Source organism: Halomonas meridiana (assembly GCF_009846525.1).
GTDB lineage: Bacteria > Pseudomonadota > Gammaproteobacteria > Pseudomonadales > Halomonadaceae > Vreelandella.
The window spans coordinates 3,707,277-3,730,313 of record NZ_CP024621.1 but is presented as its reverse complement, the minus strand read 5'-3'; the positions used below and the strand labels follow the sequence as shown (position 1 = coordinate 3,730,313).

Annotated in this window: 21 protein-coding genes; 15 read left to right on the top strand and 6 right to left on the bottom strand. The window is 55.1% G+C overall.

All coding sequences use genetic code 11. The annotated features are described in order from the left end of the window. Window positions 1-53: 53 nt before the first annotated feature. Window positions 54-1,865: a feruloyl-CoA synthase gene (locus tag CTT34_RS17595; RefSeq protein WP_254436424.1), complete on the bottom strand. Its 1,812-nt coding sequence runs from the start codon at window positions 1,863-1,865 to the stop codon at window positions 54-56. Between the two features lie 142 nt (window positions 1,866-2,007). Here CTT34_RS17595 and CTT34_RS17590 point away from each other — a divergent pair, with 142 nt between their 5' ends. The 13 genes from CTT34_RS17590 to CTT34_RS17530 all read left to right on the top strand — a co-directional run bounded on the left by CTT34_RS17590 (window position 2,008) and on the right by CTT34_RS17530 (window position 15,417). After that, window positions 2,008-2,511 carry a MarR family winged helix-turn-helix transcriptional regulator gene (locus CTT34_RS17590; protein WP_159343568.1) on the top strand — a complete coding sequence of 168 codons (504 nt, stop codon included), beginning with the start codon at window positions 2,008-2,010 and terminating at the stop codon, window positions 2,509-2,511. Between the two features lie 154 nt (window positions 2,512-2,665). Continuing rightward, entirely contained in the window at window positions 2,666-3,286 is a 621-nt protein-coding gene (locus CTT34_RS17585) for a TRAP transporter small permease (RefSeq protein ID WP_159343567.1), read from the top strand. After that, a complete protein-coding gene (locus CTT34_RS17580) occupies window positions 3,286-4,605 on the top strand; it encodes a TRAP transporter large permease (RefSeq protein ID WP_159343566.1) in 1,320 nt (439 codons plus the stop codon). The genes CTT34_RS17585 and CTT34_RS17580 overlap by 1 nt, the downstream gene beginning before the upstream one ends. 15 nt (window positions 4,606-4,620) lie before the next feature. Beyond that, a complete protein-coding gene (locus CTT34_RS17575; RefSeq protein ID WP_159343565.1) occupies window positions 4,621-5,097 on the top strand; it encodes a DUF3237 domain-containing protein in 477 nt (158 codons plus the stop codon). Window positions 5,098-5,154: 57 nt separating this feature from the next. Beyond that, complete coding sequence (locus CTT34_RS17570; protein ID WP_254436423.1) at window positions 5,155-6,084, top strand: TRAP transporter substrate-binding protein; 930 nt, start codon at window positions 5,155-5,157, stop codon at window positions 6,082-6,084. Window positions 6,085-6,301: 217 nt separating this feature from the next. Continuing rightward, complete coding sequence (locus tag CTT34_RS17565; RefSeq protein ID WP_159343564.1) at window positions 6,302-7,132, top strand: p-hydroxycinnamoyl CoA hydratase/lyase; 831 nt, start codon at window positions 6,302-6,304, stop codon at window positions 7,130-7,132. 44 nt (window positions 7,133-7,176) lie between these two features. Further along, complete coding sequence (locus CTT34_RS17560; protein WP_159343563.1) at window positions 7,177-8,625, top strand: aldehyde dehydrogenase; 1,449 nt, start codon at window positions 7,177-7,179, stop codon at window positions 8,623-8,625. Window positions 8,626-8,680: 55 nt separating this feature from the next. Continuing rightward, window positions 8,681-9,727, top strand: a complete 1,047-nt coding sequence (locus tag CTT34_RS17555) for a TRAP transporter substrate-binding protein (protein WP_159343562.1) — start codon at window positions 8,681-8,683, stop codon at window positions 9,725-9,727. Window positions 9,728-9,939: 212 nt separating this feature from the next. Beyond that, window positions 9,940-10,965: a TRAP transporter substrate-binding protein gene (locus tag CTT34_RS17550; RefSeq protein WP_159343561.1), complete on the top strand. Its 1,026-nt coding sequence runs from the start codon at window positions 9,940-9,942 to the stop codon at window positions 10,963-10,965. A 12-nt stretch (window positions 10,966-10,977) separates the two neighbouring features. Then, a complete protein-coding gene (locus tag CTT34_RS17545; protein WP_159343560.1) occupies window positions 10,978-11,505 on the top strand; it encodes a TRAP transporter small permease in 528 nt (175 codons plus the stop codon). Then, window positions 11,495-12,784 (top strand): TRAP transporter large permease, encoded by a 1,290-nt coding sequence (locus CTT34_RS17540; RefSeq protein ID WP_159343559.1) that lies wholly within the window; start codon window positions 11,495-11,497, stop codon window positions 12,782-12,784. The genes CTT34_RS17545 and CTT34_RS17540 overlap by 11 nt, the downstream gene beginning before the upstream one ends. A 27-nt stretch (window positions 12,785-12,811) precedes the next feature. After that, window positions 12,812-14,263 (top strand): aldehyde dehydrogenase, encoded by a 1,452-nt coding sequence (locus tag CTT34_RS17535; RefSeq protein ID WP_159343558.1) that lies wholly within the window; start codon window positions 12,812-12,814, stop codon window positions 14,261-14,263. Between the two features lie 65 nt (window positions 14,264-14,328). Beyond that, a complete protein-coding gene (locus tag CTT34_RS17530; protein ID WP_159343557.1) occupies window positions 14,329-15,417 on the top strand; it encodes an NAD(P)-dependent alcohol dehydrogenase in 1,089 nt (362 codons plus the stop codon). 80 nt (window positions 15,418-15,497) lie between these two features. Here the strand turns inward: CTT34_RS17530 and CTT34_RS17525 are convergent, their stop codons facing one another. After that, window positions 15,498-16,433, bottom strand: a complete 936-nt coding sequence (locus CTT34_RS17525; protein ID WP_159343556.1) for a helix-turn-helix domain-containing protein — start codon at window positions 16,431-16,433, stop codon at window positions 15,498-15,500. A gap of 150 nt (window positions 16,434-16,583) precedes the next feature. On the opposite strand from CTT34_RS17525, the gene pobA reads away from it, so the two are divergent. Next, window positions 16,584-17,768, top strand: a complete 1,185-nt coding sequence (gene pobA, locus CTT34_RS17520; RefSeq protein ID WP_159343555.1) for a 4-hydroxybenzoate 3-monooxygenase — start codon at window positions 16,584-16,586, stop codon at window positions 17,766-17,768. Between the two features lie 159 nt (window positions 17,769-17,927). Further along, entirely contained in the window at window positions 17,928-18,419 is a 492-nt protein-coding gene (mscL, locus tag CTT34_RS17515; RefSeq protein WP_159343554.1) for a large conductance mechanosensitive channel protein MscL, read from the top strand. A 57-nt stretch (window positions 18,420-18,476) separates the two neighbouring features. Here mscL and CTT34_RS17510 read toward each other — a convergent pair whose 3' ends face one another. The 4 genes from CTT34_RS17510 to hemC are packed head-to-tail and all read right to left on the bottom strand — an operon-like array spanning window position 18,477 to window position 22,921. Continuing rightward, window positions 18,477-19,739 carry a heme biosynthesis HemY N-terminal domain-containing protein gene (locus tag CTT34_RS17510; RefSeq protein WP_159343553.1) on the bottom strand — a complete coding sequence of 421 codons (1,263 nt, stop codon included), beginning with the start codon at window positions 19,737-19,739 and terminating at the stop codon, window positions 18,477-18,479. Next, window positions 19,736-21,184 carry a uroporphyrinogen-III C-methyltransferase gene (locus CTT34_RS17505; RefSeq protein ID WP_254436422.1) on the bottom strand — a complete coding sequence of 483 codons (1,449 nt, stop codon included), beginning with the start codon at window positions 21,182-21,184 and terminating at the stop codon, window positions 19,736-19,738. The genes CTT34_RS17510 and CTT34_RS17505 overlap by 4 nt, the downstream gene beginning before the upstream one ends. 43 nt (window positions 21,185-21,227) lie before the next feature. Continuing rightward, on the bottom strand, window positions 21,228-21,980 hold the full coding sequence (locus CTT34_RS17500) for a uroporphyrinogen-III synthase (protein WP_159343552.1): 753 nt from the start codon (window positions 21,978-21,980) through the stop codon (window positions 21,228-21,230). Then, entirely contained in the window at window positions 21,977-22,921 is a 945-nt protein-coding gene (hemC, locus tag CTT34_RS17495; RefSeq protein WP_159343551.1) for a hydroxymethylbilane synthase, read from the bottom strand. Before hemC ends, CTT34_RS17500 begins: the two co-directional genes overlap by 4 nt. Window positions 22,922-23,037 lie beyond the last annotated feature (116 nt).

Below are 23,037 nucleotides of genomic sequence, written 5' to 3'. Positions count from 1 at the left end.
GCCCATACTCTCCAGTGGTGGCGGCTGACGTCCTGTTGTTAAAAGTACCGGCATTAAGACACTGGGTTCGCAGAGGGGAGGATAATGCGTGGATCGTGGGGTGGCTCAGCATAGAGATAGGCCACGAGATCCGAGTAGCGCTCGCGCACGAGTCGTTGGTTAACTGATCCTTTGTCGGTCAATTCGCCACGGTCAACGGAAAGAGGTTGGTTCAGTAGCAATAAGCGCTCTAAACGCATGGAGCTTGACTGGCCGCGGCAGTGAGTTGCCAGGCGCTGCGCGAACCACTGGTGTAGGTTGGCGTTGGTGGCCAGAGCATCAAGGGAGATATCCGCTGAGCTAAGCTGCTGCTCACAGGCGGGAAGGTTCAGCACGACGATTCCAGTCAGGTAGTCGCGCCCTTCGCCGATTACCACTATGTCCTGTGCCAGGGGGGCAAAGTGTTCGACAAGGTGTAGGCGCAGGGTGCCTACATTGACCCAAGTGCCGGTCACCAGCTTGAAGTTCTCGCTTAGCCGACCGTCAAAAATTAGCCCGCGCTCGGGGTGGTCGGGGTCAATTAAGCGCATGGCATCCCCAGTGCAGTAGTAGCCTTCATGGTCAAACGCCTCGCTGGTTCGCTGTGTGTCGCGCCAGTAACCCGGTGTGACGTTGAGGCCCTTAAGGCGCGCCTCCCACTTATCGTCTTTCGCCACTAGTTTCAGCGTCATGCCCGGTACAGGCTGTCCGATCAGCCCCGGTGTATCACTGGACTCTTCGGTGCAAAAAGCCAAGCATGCTTCGGTAGAGCCGAGGCCCGTTAACATGGGAACGGAGGTGCCGCGAGTCTGTTCGCCTAACGCTTCCAGAGCAGCGCGCACATGGGCGGGTAGCACGGCACCGCCGAAGTGCAGCATTTCCAGGTCGCGGAAAAAAGTCTCACGCAGGGTGTCATCATTACGCAAATACTCGACTAGAGCTTCAAAGCCCTTGGGAACATTGCAGTAAAACGTCGGCGACACTTCGCGCAGGTTCTCGATGGTTCGCTGAACCCCCTGGGCGGTGGGGTTACCGTCATCAATGTATAACGAGCCTCCGTTATGAATCGTCATCCCCAGAATCGTATTGCCGCCGAAGGTGTGATGCCAGGGTAGCCAGTCGACTAGCACGGGCTTGCGCTGCTCCAAAAAGCCCAGTCGCTTCGCTAGCATGGCTTGGTTGCTACATAGCATGCGATGGGTATTAATCACCGCCTTAGGCATGCCCGTCGATCCTGAGGTAAAGAGTAGTTTAGCGATACTGTCAGGCGTTACGCGGGCGTGGGCATCGTCAACCTCGGCGCTTGCCGGCGTTGCTGCTAGTGAGTCAAACGCCAGGGCCCGCTGAGCAGGTACCTTGGCCACACAGGTGACGTTATTATCGCAAATGGCCGTTAGTGCTTGACTAAAGCGCGCTTCCTCATCAACAAATAGCATCCCCGGGGTCACCAGTCCCACCACATGTCGCAGCTTAACGAAATCCTCTGATAGCAGTGCGTAAGAGGGCGACACCGGCACGTAGGGAATACCCACATGCATGGCGGCACAGGCAAGCAATGCATGATTAATGCTGTTTCCTGACAGCACCATCAACGGTCGCTCCGTCGACAGGCCATGATTAATCAGTGCTTGTGCCAGGCTTTTTACTTGGGGCATTGCTTCGCCGAAGGTGAGCGTTCGCCAATTACGACGGACCCCTTCTCGCTCAGCTAAAAAGGGTTGCTGTGGTGTTTCGCTTGCCCAATGGGTTAGGCGCTGAGTCATGCTGCTGGGGTAACTGGGAACATCGCCCCCGTGTAGCCGGTACTCATGGAAGGTGGTGTTAGTAAGCGGAGGGGGGAGTGACATGAATAGCTCCATAGGGAAAATCTTGGATTTGTTGTGTGCTGTCAGCTTGGCGAATATAGTTATAGTTGTTAACTAGATGATTAGCTAGAATGCTGATTTAAGACCTTGGTTGTAATTATTTAAATGAGATAGGAATTAACGCATGGCCATATCTAAAAAGGGCACTTCTGTTCAACAAGTTGAGCCCGACGAAAAAGAGCCGACTTCTGTCGCCGGTCTGGTGCTTGAAAATCGCCTTGGGTACGCCTTGAGAAGGGCCCAGCTTGCTGTTTTTAAACATTTTAATGAGGCCATGCAGGAGTATGAAATACGCCCTGCCCAGTTCTCTTCGCTCGTGGTGATTGAAGGCTATCCTGGTATCACCCAAACCAATTTAGCCAAGATACTGGACATTGATCCGCCTAGAATCGTTAGCCTAATTAATAATCTGGAGGAAAAAGGACTTGCGTTGCGGGTGCGATGTAAGCGAGACCGGCGGTCACACGGAATTTTTCTTAGCAAAAAAGGCGAAGCCTTAACCGAACAGCTAAAAGAACTGGCTGAACAGAGTGATATCAAGGCAACTCAAACACTTAGTGAGATTGAGCGGCGTCAGCTGCTATCTCTGTTAGTGAAAATATATGCAGCGGATACCATCGAGGAATAAAACTTTAGGCGTATTTTTGTTGGCAACGCTTGCATGCTCTCTCAAAGGCAATTACTTATATTATGTAACTAGTTTGGTTGTGACGTTCTCGCGGTGTATAGCGCAAGGTTGGTTTCAGCCATACAGCGAATTCCAAAAACAAAGAGACGAAACGATGAGCAGCTTAGCGACGGTACCGACACTCGGCACTGCATTGATGCGCCGTAGTCTTGAGACACCCTGTAGGGTTGCCGCGATAAGCGGCGGATTATTGATCGCAGCACTCGCTATTATCACCGTCATCAGCATTCTTGGACGGTGGGTAGCCAGTGCGCCAGTGTTAAGCGATATTGCCATGCTGGCGTGGGTGGGACCTATTACTGGCGATTATGAGCTGGTGGAAATAGGTACTGCCATCGCTGTTTTCCTATTTCTTCCTTACTGCCATCTTCGCGGTGGGCATGTCACGGTGGATCTACTGGTCATGCATGCACCGCCCATTGTCCAGTGTCTACTAGCCGTTGTTGCCGAAACGCTCTTTTTTGTGGTTGCAGGGTTAATGACTTGGCGCCTCTATCATGGTTTGCTCGATAAACGACGCTATATGGAAACCAGCATGCTGCTAGATATACCGCTTTGGTGGGGGTACGTCGGCGGTCTGGTAGGGTTCATATTGTTGACGCTGGTCTGCCTGTATCGCGCCTTGGATGCGTGTACTCATAATCCGCAACAACACGGTTCGACTAAAAGCAGTTTGGCTGAAGTTCAAGAAAGCTCCGCCCAAGGAGACTCGTGATGACACCACTCACTTTGGGAGCTAGCGGCTTTGCGGTACTGCTATTCATGATGGCGGCGCGTATTCCTATCGGCCTAGCTATGCTGGTGGTGGGTGCCGTAGGGATGATGCTGATCACCGGCCCGATGGGCATTTTAAATGGCTTGAAGTCACTGCCTTACGAGCACTTTTCCAGCCATACGCTATCCATCATTCCGCTTTTCTTGCTCATGGGGCAATTTGCGGCGAGAGCGGGTCTATCCCGGGCCATGTTTCAGGCGGCCAACGACTGGCTGGGGCACCGTCGTGGTGGGCTGGCGATGTCCACCATAGGAGCTTGCGGCGCTTTTGGAGCTATTTGTGGCTCTTCGCTGGCTACCGCTGCCACGATGACCCAAGTGGCGCTGCCCGAAATGGAACGGCAGGGCTACCGAGGGAGTCTGGCGACCGGCGCACTGGCAGCTGGTGGTACCCTGGGCATTTTGATTCCCCCTTCAGTGGTGTTGGTTATCTACGCCATCTTGGCTGAGCAAAACATTAATGAAATGTTTGCTGCCGCCCTGGTGCCGGGATTGTTTGCAGTACTCAGCTATATGCTGGCCATCTCTCTCTACGTACGGTTTTTTCCTGATAGTGCGCCGAGTAAGGTAAAAGCATCCCGGGGCGAACGTTGGTGTTCATTGCTGGAGGTATGGCCAGGAGCAGCGATCTTTATCGTGGTGATTGGAGGCATCTATACCGGTATCTTTACGCCTACCGAAGCCGCGGCCGTTGGTGCGGTCTCCACCGGTGCCCTTGCAATAACAAAAGGCGGACTGCGTTGGAACGGCCTGCGGGACTGCGTTCTAGAAACCGCGGTGACCTCGGCAATGATCTTCTTCATTGTACTTGGCGCTAGTGTCTTTAATAGCTTCCTTGCCCTGACCCAGTTTCCGCAAATGACCGCCGGTTGGATAGTGGGGCTCGAGATCAGTCCCTGGGTGGTTCTGGCCGGTATTCTGTTCTGCTATTTGGTGCTTGGCTGCTTTATGGACAGCCTTTCGATGATCTTGTTAACCGTGCCAATCTTTCTGCCTATCGTCACGGGTATGGACTTCGGCATGCCCGCAACAGATGTGGCGATATGGTTCGGTATTTTAGCGCTGGTGGTCGTTGAGGTCGGCATGATCACGCCGCCGGTGGGACTGAACATCTTCATTATCCACTCCATGGCTCCCCGCATTCCTTTAACAGAAACATTTAAAGGCATCCTGCCATTTTTAGCGGCTGATCTTATTCGCATTATTTTGCTCGTGCTCTTCCCCGCCATCTCGCTTGGCTTTGTTTACTTAATCAATTGAACAAGGGGGTTCGATATGTCCCATGATGCGTCTAAACGAGTGCCGACGCCTACTTTTATCGCGCGCTTAACGGTTGACATCGATGCCCCTCTAGAGCTGGGTGAAAACGCTCAAGGAAAGCGTCGCTTCATTGCCATCACCGGCGGCGAGGTGTTTGGTGAGCGGTTGAGCGGCGTGGTACTGCCTGGCGGCGGCGATTGGCAGACCCTACGCGCCGATGGGGTGGCCGAACTGCATGCCCGCTACTTTCTAGAAACCGATAGTGGCGAGCGTATCGAAGTTGAGAACACCGGATTTCGGCATGGTTCTGCTGCGGTCATGCAGCGTCTTCAGCGTGGTGAACCCGTTGCTCCTGATGAGTATTACTTTCACACCACGCCGCGCTTTTATACCTCCAGTCCGGACTACGCCTGGCTAACACGCACGATCTTTATCGGCGCTGCCGAGCGTACCCGTGAGAACGTTTTGATTGATTTATTCGCGGTGAATTAAGCCGTTGTACTCAGCCGCTTAAACAATAACCACAACAAGCATAACGAGGAACTTCTTATGATTCAGCAGATTGCTTCAAGACTAAACCGGCGTTTACTCGCATTCACTATCGCTTTACCAATTGTGTGGAGTGCTGAGGCCAACGCCCAGGAGGCCGAGTACACACTTCGGCTGCATCACTTCTTTCCGTCTTCAGCGCCTGTTCACCAGGAGTACTTTATTCCGTGGAAAGAAGCCATTGAGGAGGAGTCCAATGGGCGTTTGGAGGTTGAACTCTACCCCTCAATGCAACTGGGCGGCACGCCTCCCTCGCTCTATGACCAAGCGAAAGATGGTCAGGTGGATATTATCTGGACCGTGTTGGGCTATAACTCCGGCCGGTTCCCTAGGGCGGAGGTCTTTGACTTACCTTTTATACCGACCTCCGGCGCGGCGACTAGCCAGGCCGCTCATGAGTACGCCACGACGCATATGCAGGATGAGTTAGCTGGCGTATATCCCATCGCCGTCCACACCCATAGCCCTGGCGCACTACACACCAAAGAGACACGTATTGAATCACTCGACGATATAGAAGGGCTAAAGATGCGTGGTCCCAGTCGGTTGGTAAATCGCTATCTAGCCAAGTTGGGTGCTGAGCCTATTGGTATGCCTGTTGCTCAGGCACTTGAGGCGTTATCACGGGGAGTGCTGGATGGAACAGTGATCCCTTTTGAAGCAATTACCGCCATGGGGTTAGCTGATATTACAACCGAACATACGGTCTTCAGCGGTGATCATGCGCTCTATACCACGATGATGATCGTCGCCATGAACCAGAGTAAATACGACGCGCTGCCTGCCGATTTACAAGCGATTATCGACGCTCACTCCGGCATTCAGGAGGCCCGTAGAATAGGTCAGATCATGGATGACGCCGACCAAGTGCAGATCCAGGCCATTCAGAATGGCGAACAGCCCGGTACGATCACTCAGCTTGATAGTTAGGAGACTGCCCGCTGGCAAGCTGTTGGGCGAGAAGTTGCTGACGAGTGGATCGCCGATGTCGAAGAGAAAGGAATTGATGGCGAAGCGCTCTATAACGATGCCAAAAAGTTAATCGAAAAGTTTACCGCTGAGTAGGCGTTTAAACATTAACGTTTTAATAAGCCGTTTTTGAATAATTCGCTTTATAAGTCGTTTGATAAAACCTGAGGAGTAAGAGATGAGTAACTACCAAGATCGCTGGCAAACCGTGAAAGTTAATGTTGAAGAAGGCATTGCCTGGGTGACGTTGAATCGTCCTGAAAAGCGCAACGCTATGAGCCCGACGCTCAACCGTGAAATGATTGATGTGCTTGAAACGATCGAGCTGGATCAAGAGGCCCACGTGCTGGTGTTGACCGGCGAGGGGGAATCCTTTTCAGCCGGCATGGATCTAAAAGAGTACTTCCGTGAGATCGACGCCAGCCCCGAGATTGTTCAGGTCAAAGTGCGCCGCGACGCCTCTACCTGGCAATGGAAGCTACTGCGTCACTACGCTAAGCCCACTATTGCGATGGTTAATGGTTGGTGCTTTGGCGGGGCCTTCTCGCCGCTGGTTGCTTGCGATTTGGCGATTGCCGCCGATGAGTCGGTATTCGGCCTCTCAGAAATCAACTGGGGTATCCCCCCAGGCAACTTGGTTAGCAAAGCCATGGCCGATACCGTGGGCCACCGAGAAGCGCTCTATTACATCATGACTGGGGAAACCTTTAAGGGCCCCCAGGCAGCTCAAATGGGGCTGGTTAACAGAAGTGTGCCATTAACTGAATTACGCGAAGCCACCCGCGAGTTGGCCGCTACGTTGCGTGATAAGAATCCCGTCGTGATGCGTGCTGCCAAGATCGGTTTCAAAATGTGCCGCGAACTGACCTGGGAGCAGAACGAGGAGTACCTCTACGCTAAGCTCGATCAGGCACAGCATCTTGACCCTGAGCAAGGCCGGGCGCAAGGGCTCAAGCAGTTCCTTGATGACAAGAGCATCAAACCGGGGCTAGAGAGCTACCAACGATAAGTGCTGCATAACAAGAACTGCCAACTTTTGAACGAGAGTCAGTTATGGATATTAATCTGTTAATCGGCAGTGAGCGGTGTGCCGCTCATCAAGGCGCGACCTTTACTCGACACAATCCTCTGACCGGTGATGTCGTCACGCAGGCCGCAGCAGCATCCGTTGGTGATGCGGCCCTGGCGGTTGAGGCTGCCGCAAGGGCGCTTCCCTCCTGGTCAGCGACGGGCCCCGGCGAAAAGCGCGCCAAGCTGCTCAAAGCTGCAGAGGCCATGGAAGCGCGACAGGCTGAGTTTATCGAACGTATGGTAGATGAAACCGGCGCTACGCCAGGCTGGGCAGGTTTTAACGTCATGGTCGCCGCCAGCATCCTGCGCGAGGCGGCATCGCTGACTACACAGGTAGGTGGTGAGGTAATACCCTCCAACGTGCCCGGAAGTTTGGCGATGGGCGTGCGGGTACCCTGCGGCGTGGTGGTGGGGATCGCCCCCTGGAACGCGCCTATTATTCTTGGCACGCGTGCCATTGCGACGCCGCTGGCGTGTGGCAACACGGTGATTCTTAAGGCCTCTGAACAGTGCCCTGCGACGCATCACCTGATTGGGGAGGTACTGATTGAGGCGGGCCTGGGCGATGGCATCGTTAACGTGGTGACCAATGCCCCCCCGCAGGCCGCCGAGGTGGTCGAGGCCTTGATTGAGCATCAAGCCGTGCGTCGTATTAATTTCACCGGTTCCACCCAGGTGGGGCGCATTATTGCCGAAAAAGCGGCGCGCCATCTTAAGCCGGTCTTGCTGGAACTGGGCGGAAAGGCGCCGTTCGTGGTGCTTGACGATGCCGACCTGGACGCTGCTGTTGAGGCCGCTGCCTTTGGCGCCTTCTTCAATCAGGGACAGATCTGTATGTCCACCGAGCGGCTAATCGTGATGGATGCGGTCGCCGACGCCTTCGTCGAAAAACTGGCCCGCAAGGCGCAAACGCTGCGCGCGGGTGACCCGCGTGGTGAAGGTAACGCGCTGGGTACGCTGATCAATCGCGAATCGGGCGAGAAGCTCAACGCCCTGCTTGACGACGCCCAGCAGCATGGCGCTCGTTTAGCCTGTGGCGGCAAGGCCGAAGGCGTCATTATGCAGCCTACCGTGGTGGATGGGGTTACCCAGGCGATGCGCCTGTATGGCGAAGAGTCGTTTGGCCCGGTAGTCGCGATGATGCGCGTCAAGGATGAAGAGGAAGCCCTGCGCGTGGCAAACGATAGCGAATATGGCCTTTCGGCCGCCGTCTTCAGCCGTGACACTGCCCGAGCAATGCAGTTTGCCCAGCGCATTGAGTCGGGTATTTGCCACATCAACGCCCCCACTGTGCACGACGAGCCCCAGATGCCCTTTGGCGGCGTTAAATCGAGCGGCTATGGACGTTTTGGCGGTAAGGCCGGGATTGAGGAGTTCACCGATCTGCGCTGGATGACCATGCAGCTTGGCCCGCGCCACTACCCCATTTAGATAAGTGCCCGACACTATTTCTTTAAATAAGGCTATAAGTAAGGAGGTTACTACAATGACAATAAAACCCACACTCGCCAGCCTCGCTTTTTTAAGCGGCCTACTCCTTAGCGGTAGTGGCTATGCCCAAGACACGGTGACCCTGCGCTTGCACCACTTTGCTGCCCCTACCACGCCAGTGCAGACTGAGTATCTGGAACCCTGGGCTAAGCGTATTGAAGAGCAGTCTGAGGGGGCTATCAAGGTGGAAATATTCCCTACCATGCAACTGGGGGGCTCAGCACCCTCGCTCTATGATCAGGCAAAGGACGGGGTGGTAGATATTGCCTGGACCTTGCTCAGCTATACGCCTAATCGCTTCCCGGAATCCGAGGCATTCGACCAACCCTTTCTGCCCACTACGGGCGAAGCCACCAGCATGGCGGCCCATGAATTTGCGACAACGCATATGCAGGCTGCCTTTGAGGGCGTCTATCCTATCGCTGTATTTGCCCATACGCCGGGCAAAATCCATACCAGAGACGTGGCGATTGAGAGTGCTGATGAGCTGGATGGGCTGGCTATTCGTGCCCCTTCGAAAACCATGAATCGCTATCTGGGACTTCTGGGGGCTCAAGCGGTGGGTATGCCGATGCCGCAAATTCCAGAAGCGATTTCGCGGGGTGTCATTGATGGCCTGACACTGCCCTTTGAAAGCGCTGCGGCATTGGGCGTGCTAGATGTTGCCCAGAACCACACCTTTTTCGAAGGCGATCATGGTTTATATACGGCAATGATGGTGCTGGGCTTAAACCAAGCTAGTTACGATGCACTTTCACCAGAGCTGAAACAAGTAATCGACGATAATGCGGGGCTTCAAGAGGCGCAACGAATCGGCCAGGTCATGGATCAGGCGGAAGAAGACGCGATTAAAGCTATTGAAGCGACGGGTGAGGGTGAAATGTTCTACATCGCTCAAGACGCACTAGCACCCTGGCAGGCGGCTGCCGAGACGGCCACGGCTCAGTGGATTGACGACATGGATAGCCGAGGCTTTGATGGTCAAATGCTTTATGAGCAAGCCTCTCAAATGATTGAAAAATATACTGAACAAACTAAATAGCTATTAGCTTTCTTGTCAGTAAGAGTAAGAGCCGCTTCCATATTTTGAAAGCGGCTTTTTTTATGAAAACCGAAATTTCGTAAACCTTTATGTATGAGATATAGACGAATGTCGATTGGCTCTGATTGGTGTTGTAGATTATGGTTGAGCAAATAAGCGAACTAGTGTTCGTTTTGCGAACAACGATAAATTGTAGCGCCTAGGAGGCTCCTATGAAAATGTCCCTATCCCGTTGTGTGTTGGTGGCGGCGATTGCTGGCCTTGCTGTTAGCTCAGCGCAGGCAGAGACCACGCTGCGCATGGCTCACTTTTGGCCAGGTGCTTCGGGAGTCAACGAAGATATCCTGCAAACGTGGGCGGATACGATTGCTGAAGAGTCGAATGGTGAGCTGACAGTTCAGATGTTCCCATCCGGCACCCTGGCCAAGCCAGACTCCATTTATGAGGCCGCTGCCAACGGCATCGCCGATATTGGCGCCACAGCTCAGGGCTATACCGCTGGCCGCTTCCCGTTGTCTCAGATTGTTGAGCTGCCAGGGATTGCCTCGACAGCAATTCAAGGCGCCTGCGTACTGCAGTCGCTCTACGACGATGGGCACTTGGATAGTGAGTACGAAGATACTCGCCCGCTATTCATGTTTACCACCGGGCCTGGCGGTATTCACACCATCGACACTGATGTGCAAACCCCTGCTGATCTTGAAGGGCTACGTATTCGTCGCCCTACTGCGGTAGCTGGTGAGATGCTAGAAAATATGGGCGCTAGCCCAGTCGGTATGCCAGCACCCGATATTTATACGTCAATGCAGCGTGGCGTCATTGAAGGCCTCAGCTTCCCATGGGAAGGGCTAAAAGGCTTCCGTATTAATGAATTGGTTAATTATCACACCGAAGTCCCCTTCTATACGCTGATCTTCGTTGCCACGATGAACCAGCGCACCTATGACAGTTTGACCCCAGAGCAGCAGGCGGTGATTGATAACAACTCTGGCATGAAATGGGCAGAAAAAGCGGGTGAAGTCTTTGATCGGCTTGATGTGGAAGGCAAGCAAGAAGCTGCTGATGCAGGCCATACTATCCGTGAAATTGAGAATCCGCTAGAGCACCCTGATTGGCAAGGGCCGCTAAAAACGGGTATCGAAAATTACTTGGTGCAGCTGGAAGAGCGCGGACTGGATCAGGCGCGTGATGTCTACCAGGCTGCGTTGGCGGCCAGCGAGTCTTGCAGCGCCCAATAGGGGTAATGTTTTATGCAGTCTACTCTCTACCGGGCCAGCCATTGGCTGGCCCTTATTTGTCGTTTTGTGGCTGGTGCCGCACTCATTGGCCTACTAGCAGTTACTATTGCTGATGTTAGTACTCGATATCTTTCCCGGGTAACGGAGGGCGCTATTGCATTGCGCGTTTCCGGCAGCGTGGAGTTAGTGAGCTATTTAATGCTGTTTGCGCTATTGGCAGCGATGGCCGCTAATGTTGAAAAAAGCCAAGTGGTGGTGGAAGCGTTTTCTCACCGCTTGCCTCAAAGTATAAAAAATCGCTTACAGGGCTTCTTTTTGCTTGGTTTCATGGCGCTAGGGCTGATTCTCTTTGTGGGTCTGTTGGATTCGGCGGCGGCAGCTACTCAGCATGGCGAAGTGACTCAAGACCTACGTTTGCCTATGGGACCGATTTATCAGCTGGCAGCGATACTCAGCTTATTGCTTGGGCTGCGAAGCTTTATCCATGCCTTACTAGGTGTCATTTATGCTGCGGGCGAGGAGGCAGCTCATGGGGAGTGAAGCGATTGGTGCCATTGGGTTAGGGCTTTTATTGGTACTGATGATTCTGCGCGTACCGGTTGCTTTAACGATGCTGATTGTTGGGGTGGTTGGGTTTGCCCAGATCATCAGTTGGGACGCCGCGGTCGCTCAGTTAAAAACTGTACCCGTAGAGGTTCTTTCCAACTACAGCTTCAGCGCCGTACCAATGTTTATTTTAATGGGGGTATTAGCAGCTCATTCGGGCATGGCCGGTAAGCTATTTGATTCGACCCGCATCATATGTGGGGGCTGGAAGGGTGGCCTGGCCATCGCAGCTGTGGGCTCCTGCGGTATATTCTCCGCTATTTCCGGCTCTTCATTGGCGACGGCGAGCACCATGACAAGGGTGGCGCTACCTGAGATGGAGCGCTACGGCTACAACCGCGGCTTGGCCACCGGGGCATTGGCCGCTGGTGGCACGCTGGGCATCATGATTCCTCCCAGTATCGCCCTGCTAATCTATGCAATTCTTACCGAACAGTCTGTGGGCGATATGTTCATGGCCGGGCTGATTCCCGGTTTGCTGGGGCTGGTGATGTACTCACTGACCATTACCGTGGTGATGTATCTGCGTCCCTCCCTGGCGGTGGCTGGCGAGCCTACGCCTTGGAAAGAGAAGTTTCTCTGCTTGACCGGCTTGGTGCCCTTCTTTGGCGTGTTTCTGGTGATGATTTTAGGCATCTACTTTGGGGCCTTTACGCCTACAGAAGGGGCCAGCGTGGGTGCATTTGCCACGCTGATTTATGCCCTTGTCAAAGGTATGCGCAGTGCGCAGTTATGGGCCAGCATCCAAGAGACATTGGCGCTCTCTGCCGTGGTGTTCTTCATGCTGGTAGGGGCAGAGACACTGGGTTACTTCATTTCGGTATCGCGTATCTCGTTCTCCATTACGGACGTGCTATACGGTATGGATCTCACGCCCATCGTCGTAGTGCTCTGCATCCTAGCGCTTTATTTTGTGTTGGGTATGTTTATGGATTCCATCGCGATGCTGGTAATCACCGTACCGGTGGTTTATCCGATTATTCAGGCGATGGGTATCGACCCGGTATGGTTCGGTATTCTTACCGTGCTGACCGTTGAGCTGGGACTAATGACGCCGCCAGTGGGGATGAACGTGTTCGTGATTAAAGCCATGGCGCCCCACGTCGGGCTAGGTGAGATTTTTAAAGGGGTCGCGCCCTTTGTCGTTTCTGACTTAATACGCTTGGCACTGCTTATCGCCTTCCCAATTTTGAGCACGCTGTTTCTGCTTTAGGCTGTTTTATTACAAGGAGTTAATGCCATGGTCACTCTTCAGCTATTGTCCGCAGGTGAATCAAAAGCAGCTGAGCACGGAGCCACTTTTACTCGAGCGAATCCGCTGAGTGGCGATGTTGTCACTACGGCGGCGGCGGCAAGTGTGGGTGATGCAAATGCGGCTGCCGACGCGGCTGGCCGGGCGTTTGATGCATGGTCGCAAACAGGCCCAGGTGAACGGCGCGCCAAATTGCTAAAAGCAGCTGAGCTGATGGAAGCGCATCAGGGCGACTTTATTGACCGAATGATCGATGAGACTGGTGCTACGCCTGGATGGGCGGGGTTTAACGTCAAAGTGGCGGCAGATGTGCTGCGTGAGGCAGCGGCGCTCACTACGCAAATTCATGGCGATATTATTCCCTCGAACGTACCCGACAGTATGGCCATGGGAGTGCGTGTACCTTGTGGTGTGGTCGTGGGCATCGCCCCCTGGAATGCGCCCATTATTCTAGGTACGCGAGCCATCGCCACCCCTTTGGCCTGTGGCAACACCGTTATTCTGAAAGCTTCTGAGCAGTGCCCCGCGACTCACCATCTTATTGGTGAAGTGCTTCAAGAAGCAGGGTTTGGCGGCGGTATTGTCAACGTGATTACCAATGCACCGGATAACGCTGCGGATGTGGTGAGTGCGTTGATTGCCCACCCGTCGGTACGGCGGATTAACTTTACCGGCTCTACAGGCGTGGGAAAAATCATTGCCGAGCAAGCCGCTAAGCAGTTGCAGCCTGTGCTGCTTGAACTGGGCGGTAAAGCACCGTTTCTGGTGTTGGATGACGCGGATATTGACGCAGCGGTGGATGCAGCCATCTTTGGCGCATTCTTCAACCAAGGCCAGATCTGCATGTCCACCGAGCGTGTGATTGTCGATCAGCGCATTGCGGATGCGTTCGTTGATAAGTTTGCCGCTCGAGCCAAGGCGCTAAAGGCGGGTGACCCGCGTGATAAGAGTCATGCGCTGGGCACGTTAATCAACCCGGCGTCAGGAGAAAAACTAAATAGCCTCATTGAGGATGCTGTGGATAAGGGCGCCCATCTCGCTGCTGGCGGTAAAGCAGAAGGGGTCGTGATGCAGGCCACGGTCATCGATGGCGTGACCAGCGACATGCGGCTCTATAGCGAAGAGTCGTTTGGCCCGATCGTGGCGGTGATTCGCGTGGAGGGTGAGGAAGAAGCGATTCGCATCGCTAACGATAGCGAGTATGGCCTCTCATCAGCGGTGTTTAGCCGCGATAGTGCACGAGCTATGAAAGTGGCAAGGCGCTTACAAACGGGAATCTGCCATATCAATGCGCCCACGGTACACGATGAGCCGCAGATGCCGTTTGGTGGCGTAAAATCAAGCGGTTACGGGCGATTTGGTGGTAAAGCGGGGATCGAAGAGTTTACTGAGTTGCGTTGGATGACGATGCAAATGGGGCCGCGTGACTATCCTCTTTAAGTTTGTATGTTTTAGGGTGTCAATGGATGGCTTGGCTTTCAAATTCTTAAGGTGAGGAGTTAACCATGCAAATTCAAGCGGCCGTGATCTCTAAACAAGGGCAAGACTTTGAGTGGCAGGCAGTTGAGCTGGAAGAGCCTAGCCTGGGCGAGGTACGGGTTCGAATTGTGGCTACTGGTGTCTGCCATACTGATGCGGTGGCAAGAGACCTGGGCATTGCCCCCTTTCCAATCGTGTTAGGCCACGAGGGCGCTGGAGTAGTAGAGGCCCTTGGAGAGGGTGTGTCAGGTCTTAAGGTGGGCGATCATGTCGTGCTGTCATTTGCTCACTGTGGTAAATGCGACCACTGTTTGACCGGCCATCCCACTGTTTGCGACACATTCAACGAGCTTAACTTCGGTGGTGCCATGGATGATGGCAGCCAACGACTGGCGAGGAGAGGTGAGCCACTGGCCACTTTCTTTGGGCAATCATCCTTTGCTACCCACGCTGTGGTCAGCGCTCGAAACGCGGTACTGGTTGACTCGGAGGTGGACTTGGCTTTACTCGGTCCACTCGGTTGTGGCATCCAGACTGGGGCAGGCACAGTGCTCAACCGGCTCAAGCCTGATTTTGGGTCAAGCCTAGTGGTCTATGGCTGCGGGGCGGTAGGGCTCTCTGCCATCATGGCAGCAAAGATTGTCGGCTGCCGCCAAATTATTGCAGTGGATGTTCATGACAGCCGCCTCAAGTTGGCCTGCGAGCTGGGGGCGACTCATGCTATCAATGGCCAGCAGGAAGACACTGTCGAGCGTGTCAGAGAGATCACAGGTAAAGGCAGTCAGTTCGCTGTAGAAACCACTGGTGTGCCGATGGTGGTACGTCAGTCCCTGCAGGGGCTTTGCCCGCTTGGGGTCTCGGCTATTGTCGGTGTCACTCCCGAGGTCACCCTGGACGTACATCACGATTTAATGGCCGAAGGCAAGTCGATGATTGGGGTGATTGAGGGTGATTCGGTACCGCGGGTGTTCATTCCCCAGTTGGTCGCTTACTTCAAAGATGGGCGCTTCCCTTTTGATCGGCTGGTCAAGTTCTACTCACCCGAACAGATTCACCAGGCCTTCAAAGACTCTAAGGAAGGCATCACCGTCAAGCCAATAATCCAGATCAGCTAATACCTCAAGCCTGGGGCGAAGGCGATACAACTATATTTAGCGGTCGCATGTACAAGTTGCCGCAATTGCCTCGCCTTTAGTCAAGTCAGCTGGCCGGAGACTTCTTTGTTTGGGATCTTATTAGCATGCTGACGTAGCCGAAAGGCCCGTGGTGAAAGCTCGGTATTGCGCTTGAAGAAGCGCGTGAAGTAGGCGGGTTCGGAGAAGCCCAGGCTATCAGAGACCTGGCCAATAGTCATATTGGTATAGGTGAGCTGGCGCTTGGCTTCCAACAGTAAACGCTCGTGCAGTAGCTGTAGAGCGCTGCGCCCAGCAAGTTGGCGGCAAAGCATATTCAAGTGTGCACTGCTGACGCCTACCTGCCCGGCTAACCACTCAATGCTGGGCTGCTCGCGATAATAAGCCTCAATCAGTGTTTGAAATTGCTCTAGGTGCTGGTGTCCCTTGTCGTTTTGTCGAGGGGTATAGCGTTTTGCTGTGCTTCTCGCATTACTGTAAAGGCGCGAAAGTTCGACGATAAGTGCCTGGATAAGCGCTTCAAGCAACTGGTTTCGTCCAGGTGCGAATTGGCGGTACTCCTGATCGATCTGTGCCACTAAGGTGGCAACACGCTCTTTCTCGCTTGAAGACGATAGATGGAAAAAGTCAGCCTTTTTAAGAGCACTGCTCTCTCCCATCAAAGCATGCAGATGATCTGCCAGCGGCTTGGCCAGTGTAATGATGTGCCCTTGTACATCGGATGAAAAGTGGAAACCATGAATTGCCATGGCGGGCACAACAATTGTGACAGCACTTTGCAAATTATGACGTGTTCCCTCTAGCTCTAACGTGACGCTGCCCTGACTAATCAACAGAATATGAACTAGGTCAGCATGGCGATGGGGGCGGATATGCCAATCATGTAGCCGACTGCGCTCTGGGATTGATTCGCAATGGAGTAAATCCGGCGTAGGCCAGTGCTTTGTTTCTCCATAAAGCTTGAAAACAGGAACGGGATGCACGGAGGGTGCTGCCATCACTCTTCTCCCTTTTAGCTACGACTAAGGTTGTGTGATAAGGCTGGAAAAGTCCAAATAATTATTTCTATCATGCCTTATTTAGAGGCATGTTTCATTGAAAAATACAACTATTAGAATTTGTATAACGATAATGATGAGGCACCCCCTATGAAAACGCAGGTTGCTATTATTGGTGCAGGTCCTTCTGGCCTATTGCTGGGCCAACTATTGCATCGTAAAGGTATTGATAACGTGATTGTCGAGCGTCGTAGCGGCGAGTATGTGTTGAGCCGTATTCGCGCGGGCGTGCTAGAGCAGGGTATGGTTGACCTCTTGCGCGAAGCGGGAGTCGACCAGCGCATGAAGGAAGAGGGCCTGCCCCACAATGGCTTCGAACTTGCCTTCGATAATCGTCGTGTGCGTATTCCGTTAGATGAGCTGACCGGTGGTAGCAAGGTAATGGTGTATGGCCAAACAGAGGTGACACGGGATTTGATGCAGGCCCGTGAAGCAGCTGGAGCCACGACGCTCTACGAAGCAGAAAACGTTCAACCTCATGATCTTGAAAGTGATCATCCCTACCTGACCTTTGAACACAATGGCGAAACGGTCAGGCTTGATTGTGATTATATTGCCGGTTGTGACGGCTACCACGGCGTATCCCGCCAAGCGATTCCTCAAGACCGCATCAAAGAGTTTGAAAAGGTGTATCCGTTTGGCTGGCTCGGTGTGCTTTCGGATACTCCGCCGGTCTCCGATGAGCTGATCTACGCCCGGCACGAGCGTGGCTTTAGCCTCTGCAGCATGCGTTCCGCCACTCGCAGCCGCTACTATCTCCAGGTACCGTCAGATGAAAAGGTAGAAAACTGGTCTGATGAGCGATTTTGGGAAGAGCTTAAACGTCGCTTGCCCGAAGAGGTGGCCCAAAAGCTGGTCACGGGGCCATCAATTGAGAAAAGTATCGCGCCTCTGCGCAGCTATGTCGTTGAGCCGATGCAACACGGGCGACTGTTCTTGGTGGGTGATGCCGCCCATATCGTGCCACCCACCGGTGCCAAGGGACTTAATCTAGCCGCTAGCGATGTGAATACCCTCTATCGATTAATGGTGAAGGTTTACCAAGAAGGCCGCACCGACCTGATCGAACGCTACTCGCAAACGTGCTTGAAACGCATCTGGAAGGCAGAGCGGTTCTCCTGGTGGATGACCTCCATGCTGCATAATTTTTCCGATGGGGAAGACTTTAATAGCCGTATGCAACTGGCAGAATTGGATTACGTCACTAGCTCCGAGGCAGGGCTAACTACCATTGCGGAAAACTATGTTGGCCTGCCCTATGAGTCGCTTGAATAAGCGCTAATACTTGAGCCCTTTACTCTTTGCCTAAACACACCGTGTTTGGGCTTTTTTATATGACCTTTAGCCCTTGCCGCACTTTTAACCGTGGCCCATTCTTCTCTCAGGGCAACTTAGCCCTTGGCGTTTCATTGGCTTGGTGAGGTTAAACGGCGTATGGCTAAATTTTTTCGGGAATTCCGCGAGTTTGCTGTTAAGGGCAACGTCATTGATATGGCGGTGGGTATCATCATTGGCGGAGCGTTTACGCTGATCGTGCAAAGCCTCGTCAAAGACGTGATGAATCCGCTGATTGGCCTGTTGGTGGGTGGGATCGATTTTTCGAATCTGTTTGTTGTATTGCGGGAAGGCGTGGCGGGAGCGCCCTATGCCACCTTGGCGGAAGCTCAAGCGGCGGGGGCGGTGACGCTGAACGTGGGGCTGTTTATCAACGCGGTGGTGAGCTTCTCCATCGTCGCGTTCGTGGTGTTTTTGCTGGTGCGTACCATCAACCGCTTAAAGCGCGAAGAGGCGGTGGCACCGGCAGACCCGACCGAAAAGCCCTGCCCGTACTGTTTTATGGTGGTGCCGATCAAGGCCGTCCGCTGTGGTCACTGTACGTCTGAGCTGCAGACAGCGGCCCCAGAGAAGCCTGCCGAGAGCGTGTAGCGACGCGTCATTAAAAAAGGGTGCCCGTGGGCACCCTTTTTGCGTTACAGAAGGCGGTTACGCCGTCTTTTTCGCTGCTTTCTTATCGCTTTGCGTGCTGTCACTGGCATCGCTGGGTTGGGGCAGCGATGGCAGAGATTTGGCTAGCATATCAACACTGTGACGATAGTAGAGCTGGCTCTTGTTGTGCTCGCCTAGGCTTGCGTAGAGGCGGGCAAGCTCGGCACACACTTCGCCATTGGGGCGCTGGCGCTGGCTGGCTTCAAAGTACTCCAGCGCTTTTTCCCACTGCCCTACACGCAGCGACAGGCGGCCACAGGCGAGCAGCAGCTCGGGGTCGTTGGGACGCTCTTGCAGCCACTTTTCGGCCTTGGCCAGCTGGCGAGCGGCATCGACATTGAGCAGGCCGTAGCGCTTGACCAAGCGGGCGTCCCAGTGGTTATCCAGCGAGTGGTTCAGCAGACGCTCGGCAATCGGCTCTTCGTTGGCGTGTAGCAGTGCCTCGGTATAGAGCACGATCAGCTCGGTATTGCCGCGCAGGTAGTCGGGCATATCCGCCCACAGCCCGCGAACCCGTTCGATATTGGTAGGGTTCTTCGCTTCGAAGATGATCAGCTCGCGATACGCTTTGAACTCCAGCTGTTCGCGCTCCTGCTGCGTGATGAGCTTCTGCGCGGCCAAGCGTGGAATCAGGCGACGCAGGCCTTCCCAATCGTTGACGCTCAGGTGTACCTGCTTCAGAAGCTTCAATACCTGAGGATGATTGGTGAGCTGCTTATCCAGGCGATTGAGAATCGCCAGGGCCTCTTCCGGCTGCTGACGGTCGATCATCAGCTGCGCCTGCATCAAGCCAATGGCGGTATCCGCGCCATCGGTGGTCAGCTGGGCCTGGTTAAGGTGCTCTTGGGACTTCTCGTGGTGGCCTTGGTAGTGAGCGGCCAACGCGGCCGAGAGGTAGTTCACCAGCGGCGTGCTGGAGTCATCGGCAGCGCGCACCAAGGTTTTCTCCGCTTTCTTCCAGCGGCCTTCGGTGAGCGCCACCAAGCCGCGCACGGTGCGTTTCATGGCGCGACGGTTGCGGGCACGGCTGTTCCAGGTGCGGAAGCGACCCACTGGGCGAATAATGCCGGTGAGCAGGCGCAGAGCGAAGTGCAGCACAATAAAGGCACCCAGCAACAGCACCAGACCAAACCAGAACGAGGTTTGAACCGACGTGTCACCGACCCGAATCAGCCAGTAGCCGGGCACCGACATCATCAGGTGCCCGAAGAGTGCGCCAACCGCAAGGCCCGCAACAATTAGCAGGATGAGTTTTCTCATGCATCACCTCCATCCTGACGGCGCGACTCGAAGCGATTGTCGATGAAGCTGGCCAGCGCTTGTTGAGAGGCGCTGATGTCCGGCAGCTCGGGCTGTACCTGAACCTGTTTCAGCTCTTGCAGGCGGGCAATCACGCTCTGGGTCTCTTCACGCTCGGTGTCGTAGTAGCCGTTCAGCAGTTCCAAAGCTTTGTCGATGCTCGCTTCGTACAGCTCCGGCTCCTCTTTAAGCAGCGCTAGCTGAGACTGCTCAAGAATCAGGCGCAGGCTCTGGCGCAGATAGGACTCTTGTTCAGGGGTGATCAGCGCTTCCAGTGCTTCATCGTGCTGACGAATGACGACGAGGTCTTTGAGCTCTTCACCGAACCGGGCAAGCTGGCGCTGGAACGTGCCGGTAGGCGGCTGTTCGATGCTCGACGTCACGGCGCGCTCTTCGATTTCTTGAGACAGACGTAGACCTGCCACGCGCTCTTGCTGGGCATTCAGGGCCAAGTAAATACCGGTGCGGTCCACTTGAGGCACGGCATCCAGCGCGGCGAGCTCGTTGGCAATCTCGCGACGCACGGGCGTCAGTGCCGGGTTATCGGCATCGGCTAGGCGGGCATCGGCGGTACGCAGCAGCGCAGCGGCACCTTCCACATCGCCTTCTAACTGTAGGCGCTGGTTCGCCAAGCGCAGCAGGTAGGCGGCTTCGGCGTGGAGCCAGTCGCGCTCGTCGGTGTCCTGCTCTTGAGAAAGCTGTGCCAGTACGTCGTCCAGCGTGCCGTTCACTTCGCTGCGGTAGCTATCCAGCTCGCTACGCAGCTCGCTCATGGTGCTGTCTAGTGCCTGGCTACGTTCGGCTTCGCCTTCATCGATACGTGTTTCAAGCTCGCTGACGGCTTGCTGGGAGGCGCTGTTTTGCGCTTGCTGTGCCAGCTCATCCAAGCGCTGCTGCTGACTATCCAGGCGCTGCCATCCTTGCCAAGCGACCAGCCCCAGGGCGAGTGCCAGGATAATCACCAGGGCAAGGGCTACGCCGCCACCTTTGCTGCCACCACCACCGGTAGAAGTGGGCGGCGTCGGTTTGCCTGTGCTGCCCGTAGCGGATGTGTTGCCACTTTTAGCAGATGTGGACGCTGCAGGCGTAGCTGTGGCAGTCGGTTTGGTATCTGCTGCCGTCGCTTTGGTATCGTTAGGGGCGCTTGTCTGTTTAGAGGCGCTTTCCTGAGCGGGGCTGGACGTGGTTGCACTGGCGCTGGATGCGCTCGTGTGGGAATTAGTCGGGCCACCTTTGTTACGGCGGCGCGAGCGGCTATTTTTGGCCGCGTAAGACGAGGAGGCGCTGCCAGCAGTCGACTCGCTTTTCGCCGAGGAGGCCGCACTATCGCTCGACGGCGTGCTCGCTTGGGATGCATCGGCAGACGTGTTGTTGACGCCTTCCTGCTCGTTTGGTTGTTTGCTCATCTGTCGCTAGCCCTTATTAAGTTCCTTGATCGACATCGGCACCCTATGGGTTGCAGGACCGATCCAACGCGGCCACCAGCGCAGCCGGCGTTGCTCCCGACGCCACCTTGAGGTCACAAAAACCCAGTTTACCGGCCAGTGTAGCTAAACGGTGACTGGAAACGATTAGCGGTTGGTTCAACGCTGCTGGACCACACCATTTTGCCAGATATTCAAGCAGTTCGCCGCTGGTGACGATCAGCGCCCGGTAGTCGCCACTGTGTAGGCGCTCGCGCAGGACGGAGGGCGGCGGCTGATACGTTCGCCGGTAGACCGCCAAACGAGTCACCTGGGCGCCGCGTGCCGCCAGGGTGTCGGCGATTAGCGTGCGGCCCCCTTCGCCTGCCACCAGTAGTACGCGCTGGTGCGTCAACTGGCGAAGCGATGCCAGCGAGAGCAGCGCTTCACTGGTGTCCTCCCCCTGTTGGGGCGGAGGAATACGCACCCGCACCCCAAGCTGATCGGACAGTATGCTGGCAGTGCCCCGTCCAACGCTATAGTAATCAATCCCGACGGGGAGCTGGGGCCAGTAGCGATCCAGCGCCTCGCTCAAACAGTGCGCAGCGAAGGGGCTGACCACCACTATCTTATGGTACTGATCAATATCCAACCAGACTTGGCGCTGGGCGGCCTCTTCAGGCAGCGCCTCCAGGCGCATCATGTCAAGCGGCTCCACCCAGCCATGGCGTTCGCGTAAGGCATCCGCCAGGGCTTGCCCCCGCTCTCCGGGGCGGCAAATCAGTACCGGTTGGTTCATACGTGGCGGCCGTACACCTCGGCCAGGATATCGCCAGCGCCTTGATCCAGCAGCTCTTCGGCAATCCGAATACCGAGCGCTTCCGGCTCGTGGATAGAGCCACGGCCTTCGGCGCGCAGCACTTCCGTGCCTTCGGGGTTACCGACAAGCCCGCGTAGCCACAGGGTGTCGTTGGCTTTATCCAGAATGGCATGCCCGGCAATGGGCACTTGGCAGCCGCCTTCCAGGCGGGTATTCATGGCGCGCTCGGCGCGCACGCGGGTGGCGGTGTCCTGGTCGTCCAAGGGTGCCAGCAGCGCAATCAGCTCGGGATCGTGCAGGCGGCACTCGATGCCCAGCGCGCCTTGGCCACAGGCAGGCAGGCAGATTTCGGGAGGCAGCGCTTGCGCGATCCGTGCGTCGAGACCCAAACGCTGCAGGCCGGAGGTCGCCAGGATAATGGCATCGAATTCGCCGTCGTCGAGCTTGCCAAGACGGGTTTGTACGTTACCGCGCAGGTTGAGAATCTGGAGATCCGGGCGTGCTTCGCGCATTTGCAGGCCACGGCGCAGGCTGGCGGTGCCGATACGTGCACCTTCGGGCAGCTCGTCGATACTGCTATAGTGATTGGACACAAACGCATCGGTGGGATCTGCCCCTTCCAAAATCACCGAGAGCCCCAAGCCTTCTGGAAAGTGCATCGGCACGTCTTTCATCGAATGCACGGCAATGTCGGCGCGCCCATCCAGCATGGCGTCTTCGAGCTCCTTGACGAATAGCCCTTTCCCGCCAATTTTGGAGAGAGGCGTATCGAGAATTTTGTCACCTTTGGTGGAGAGGGGGACAAGCTCAACTTCCAGACCGCTATGTGCCGCCATCAAGCGGTCGCGGACGTACTCGGCCTGCCACATGGCCAACTGACTTTTACGCGTGGCGATGCGCAATTTAGTGATGGATGACACCTGATTCTCCCTTTGCCGCTGACACGGCGCGTCGAACTGTGATAATTCTCATCATAAAGCACCCAGCCACACAGTAAAAATAACCGGCCATATTTAAGGCCAGCACTGAATGCGTT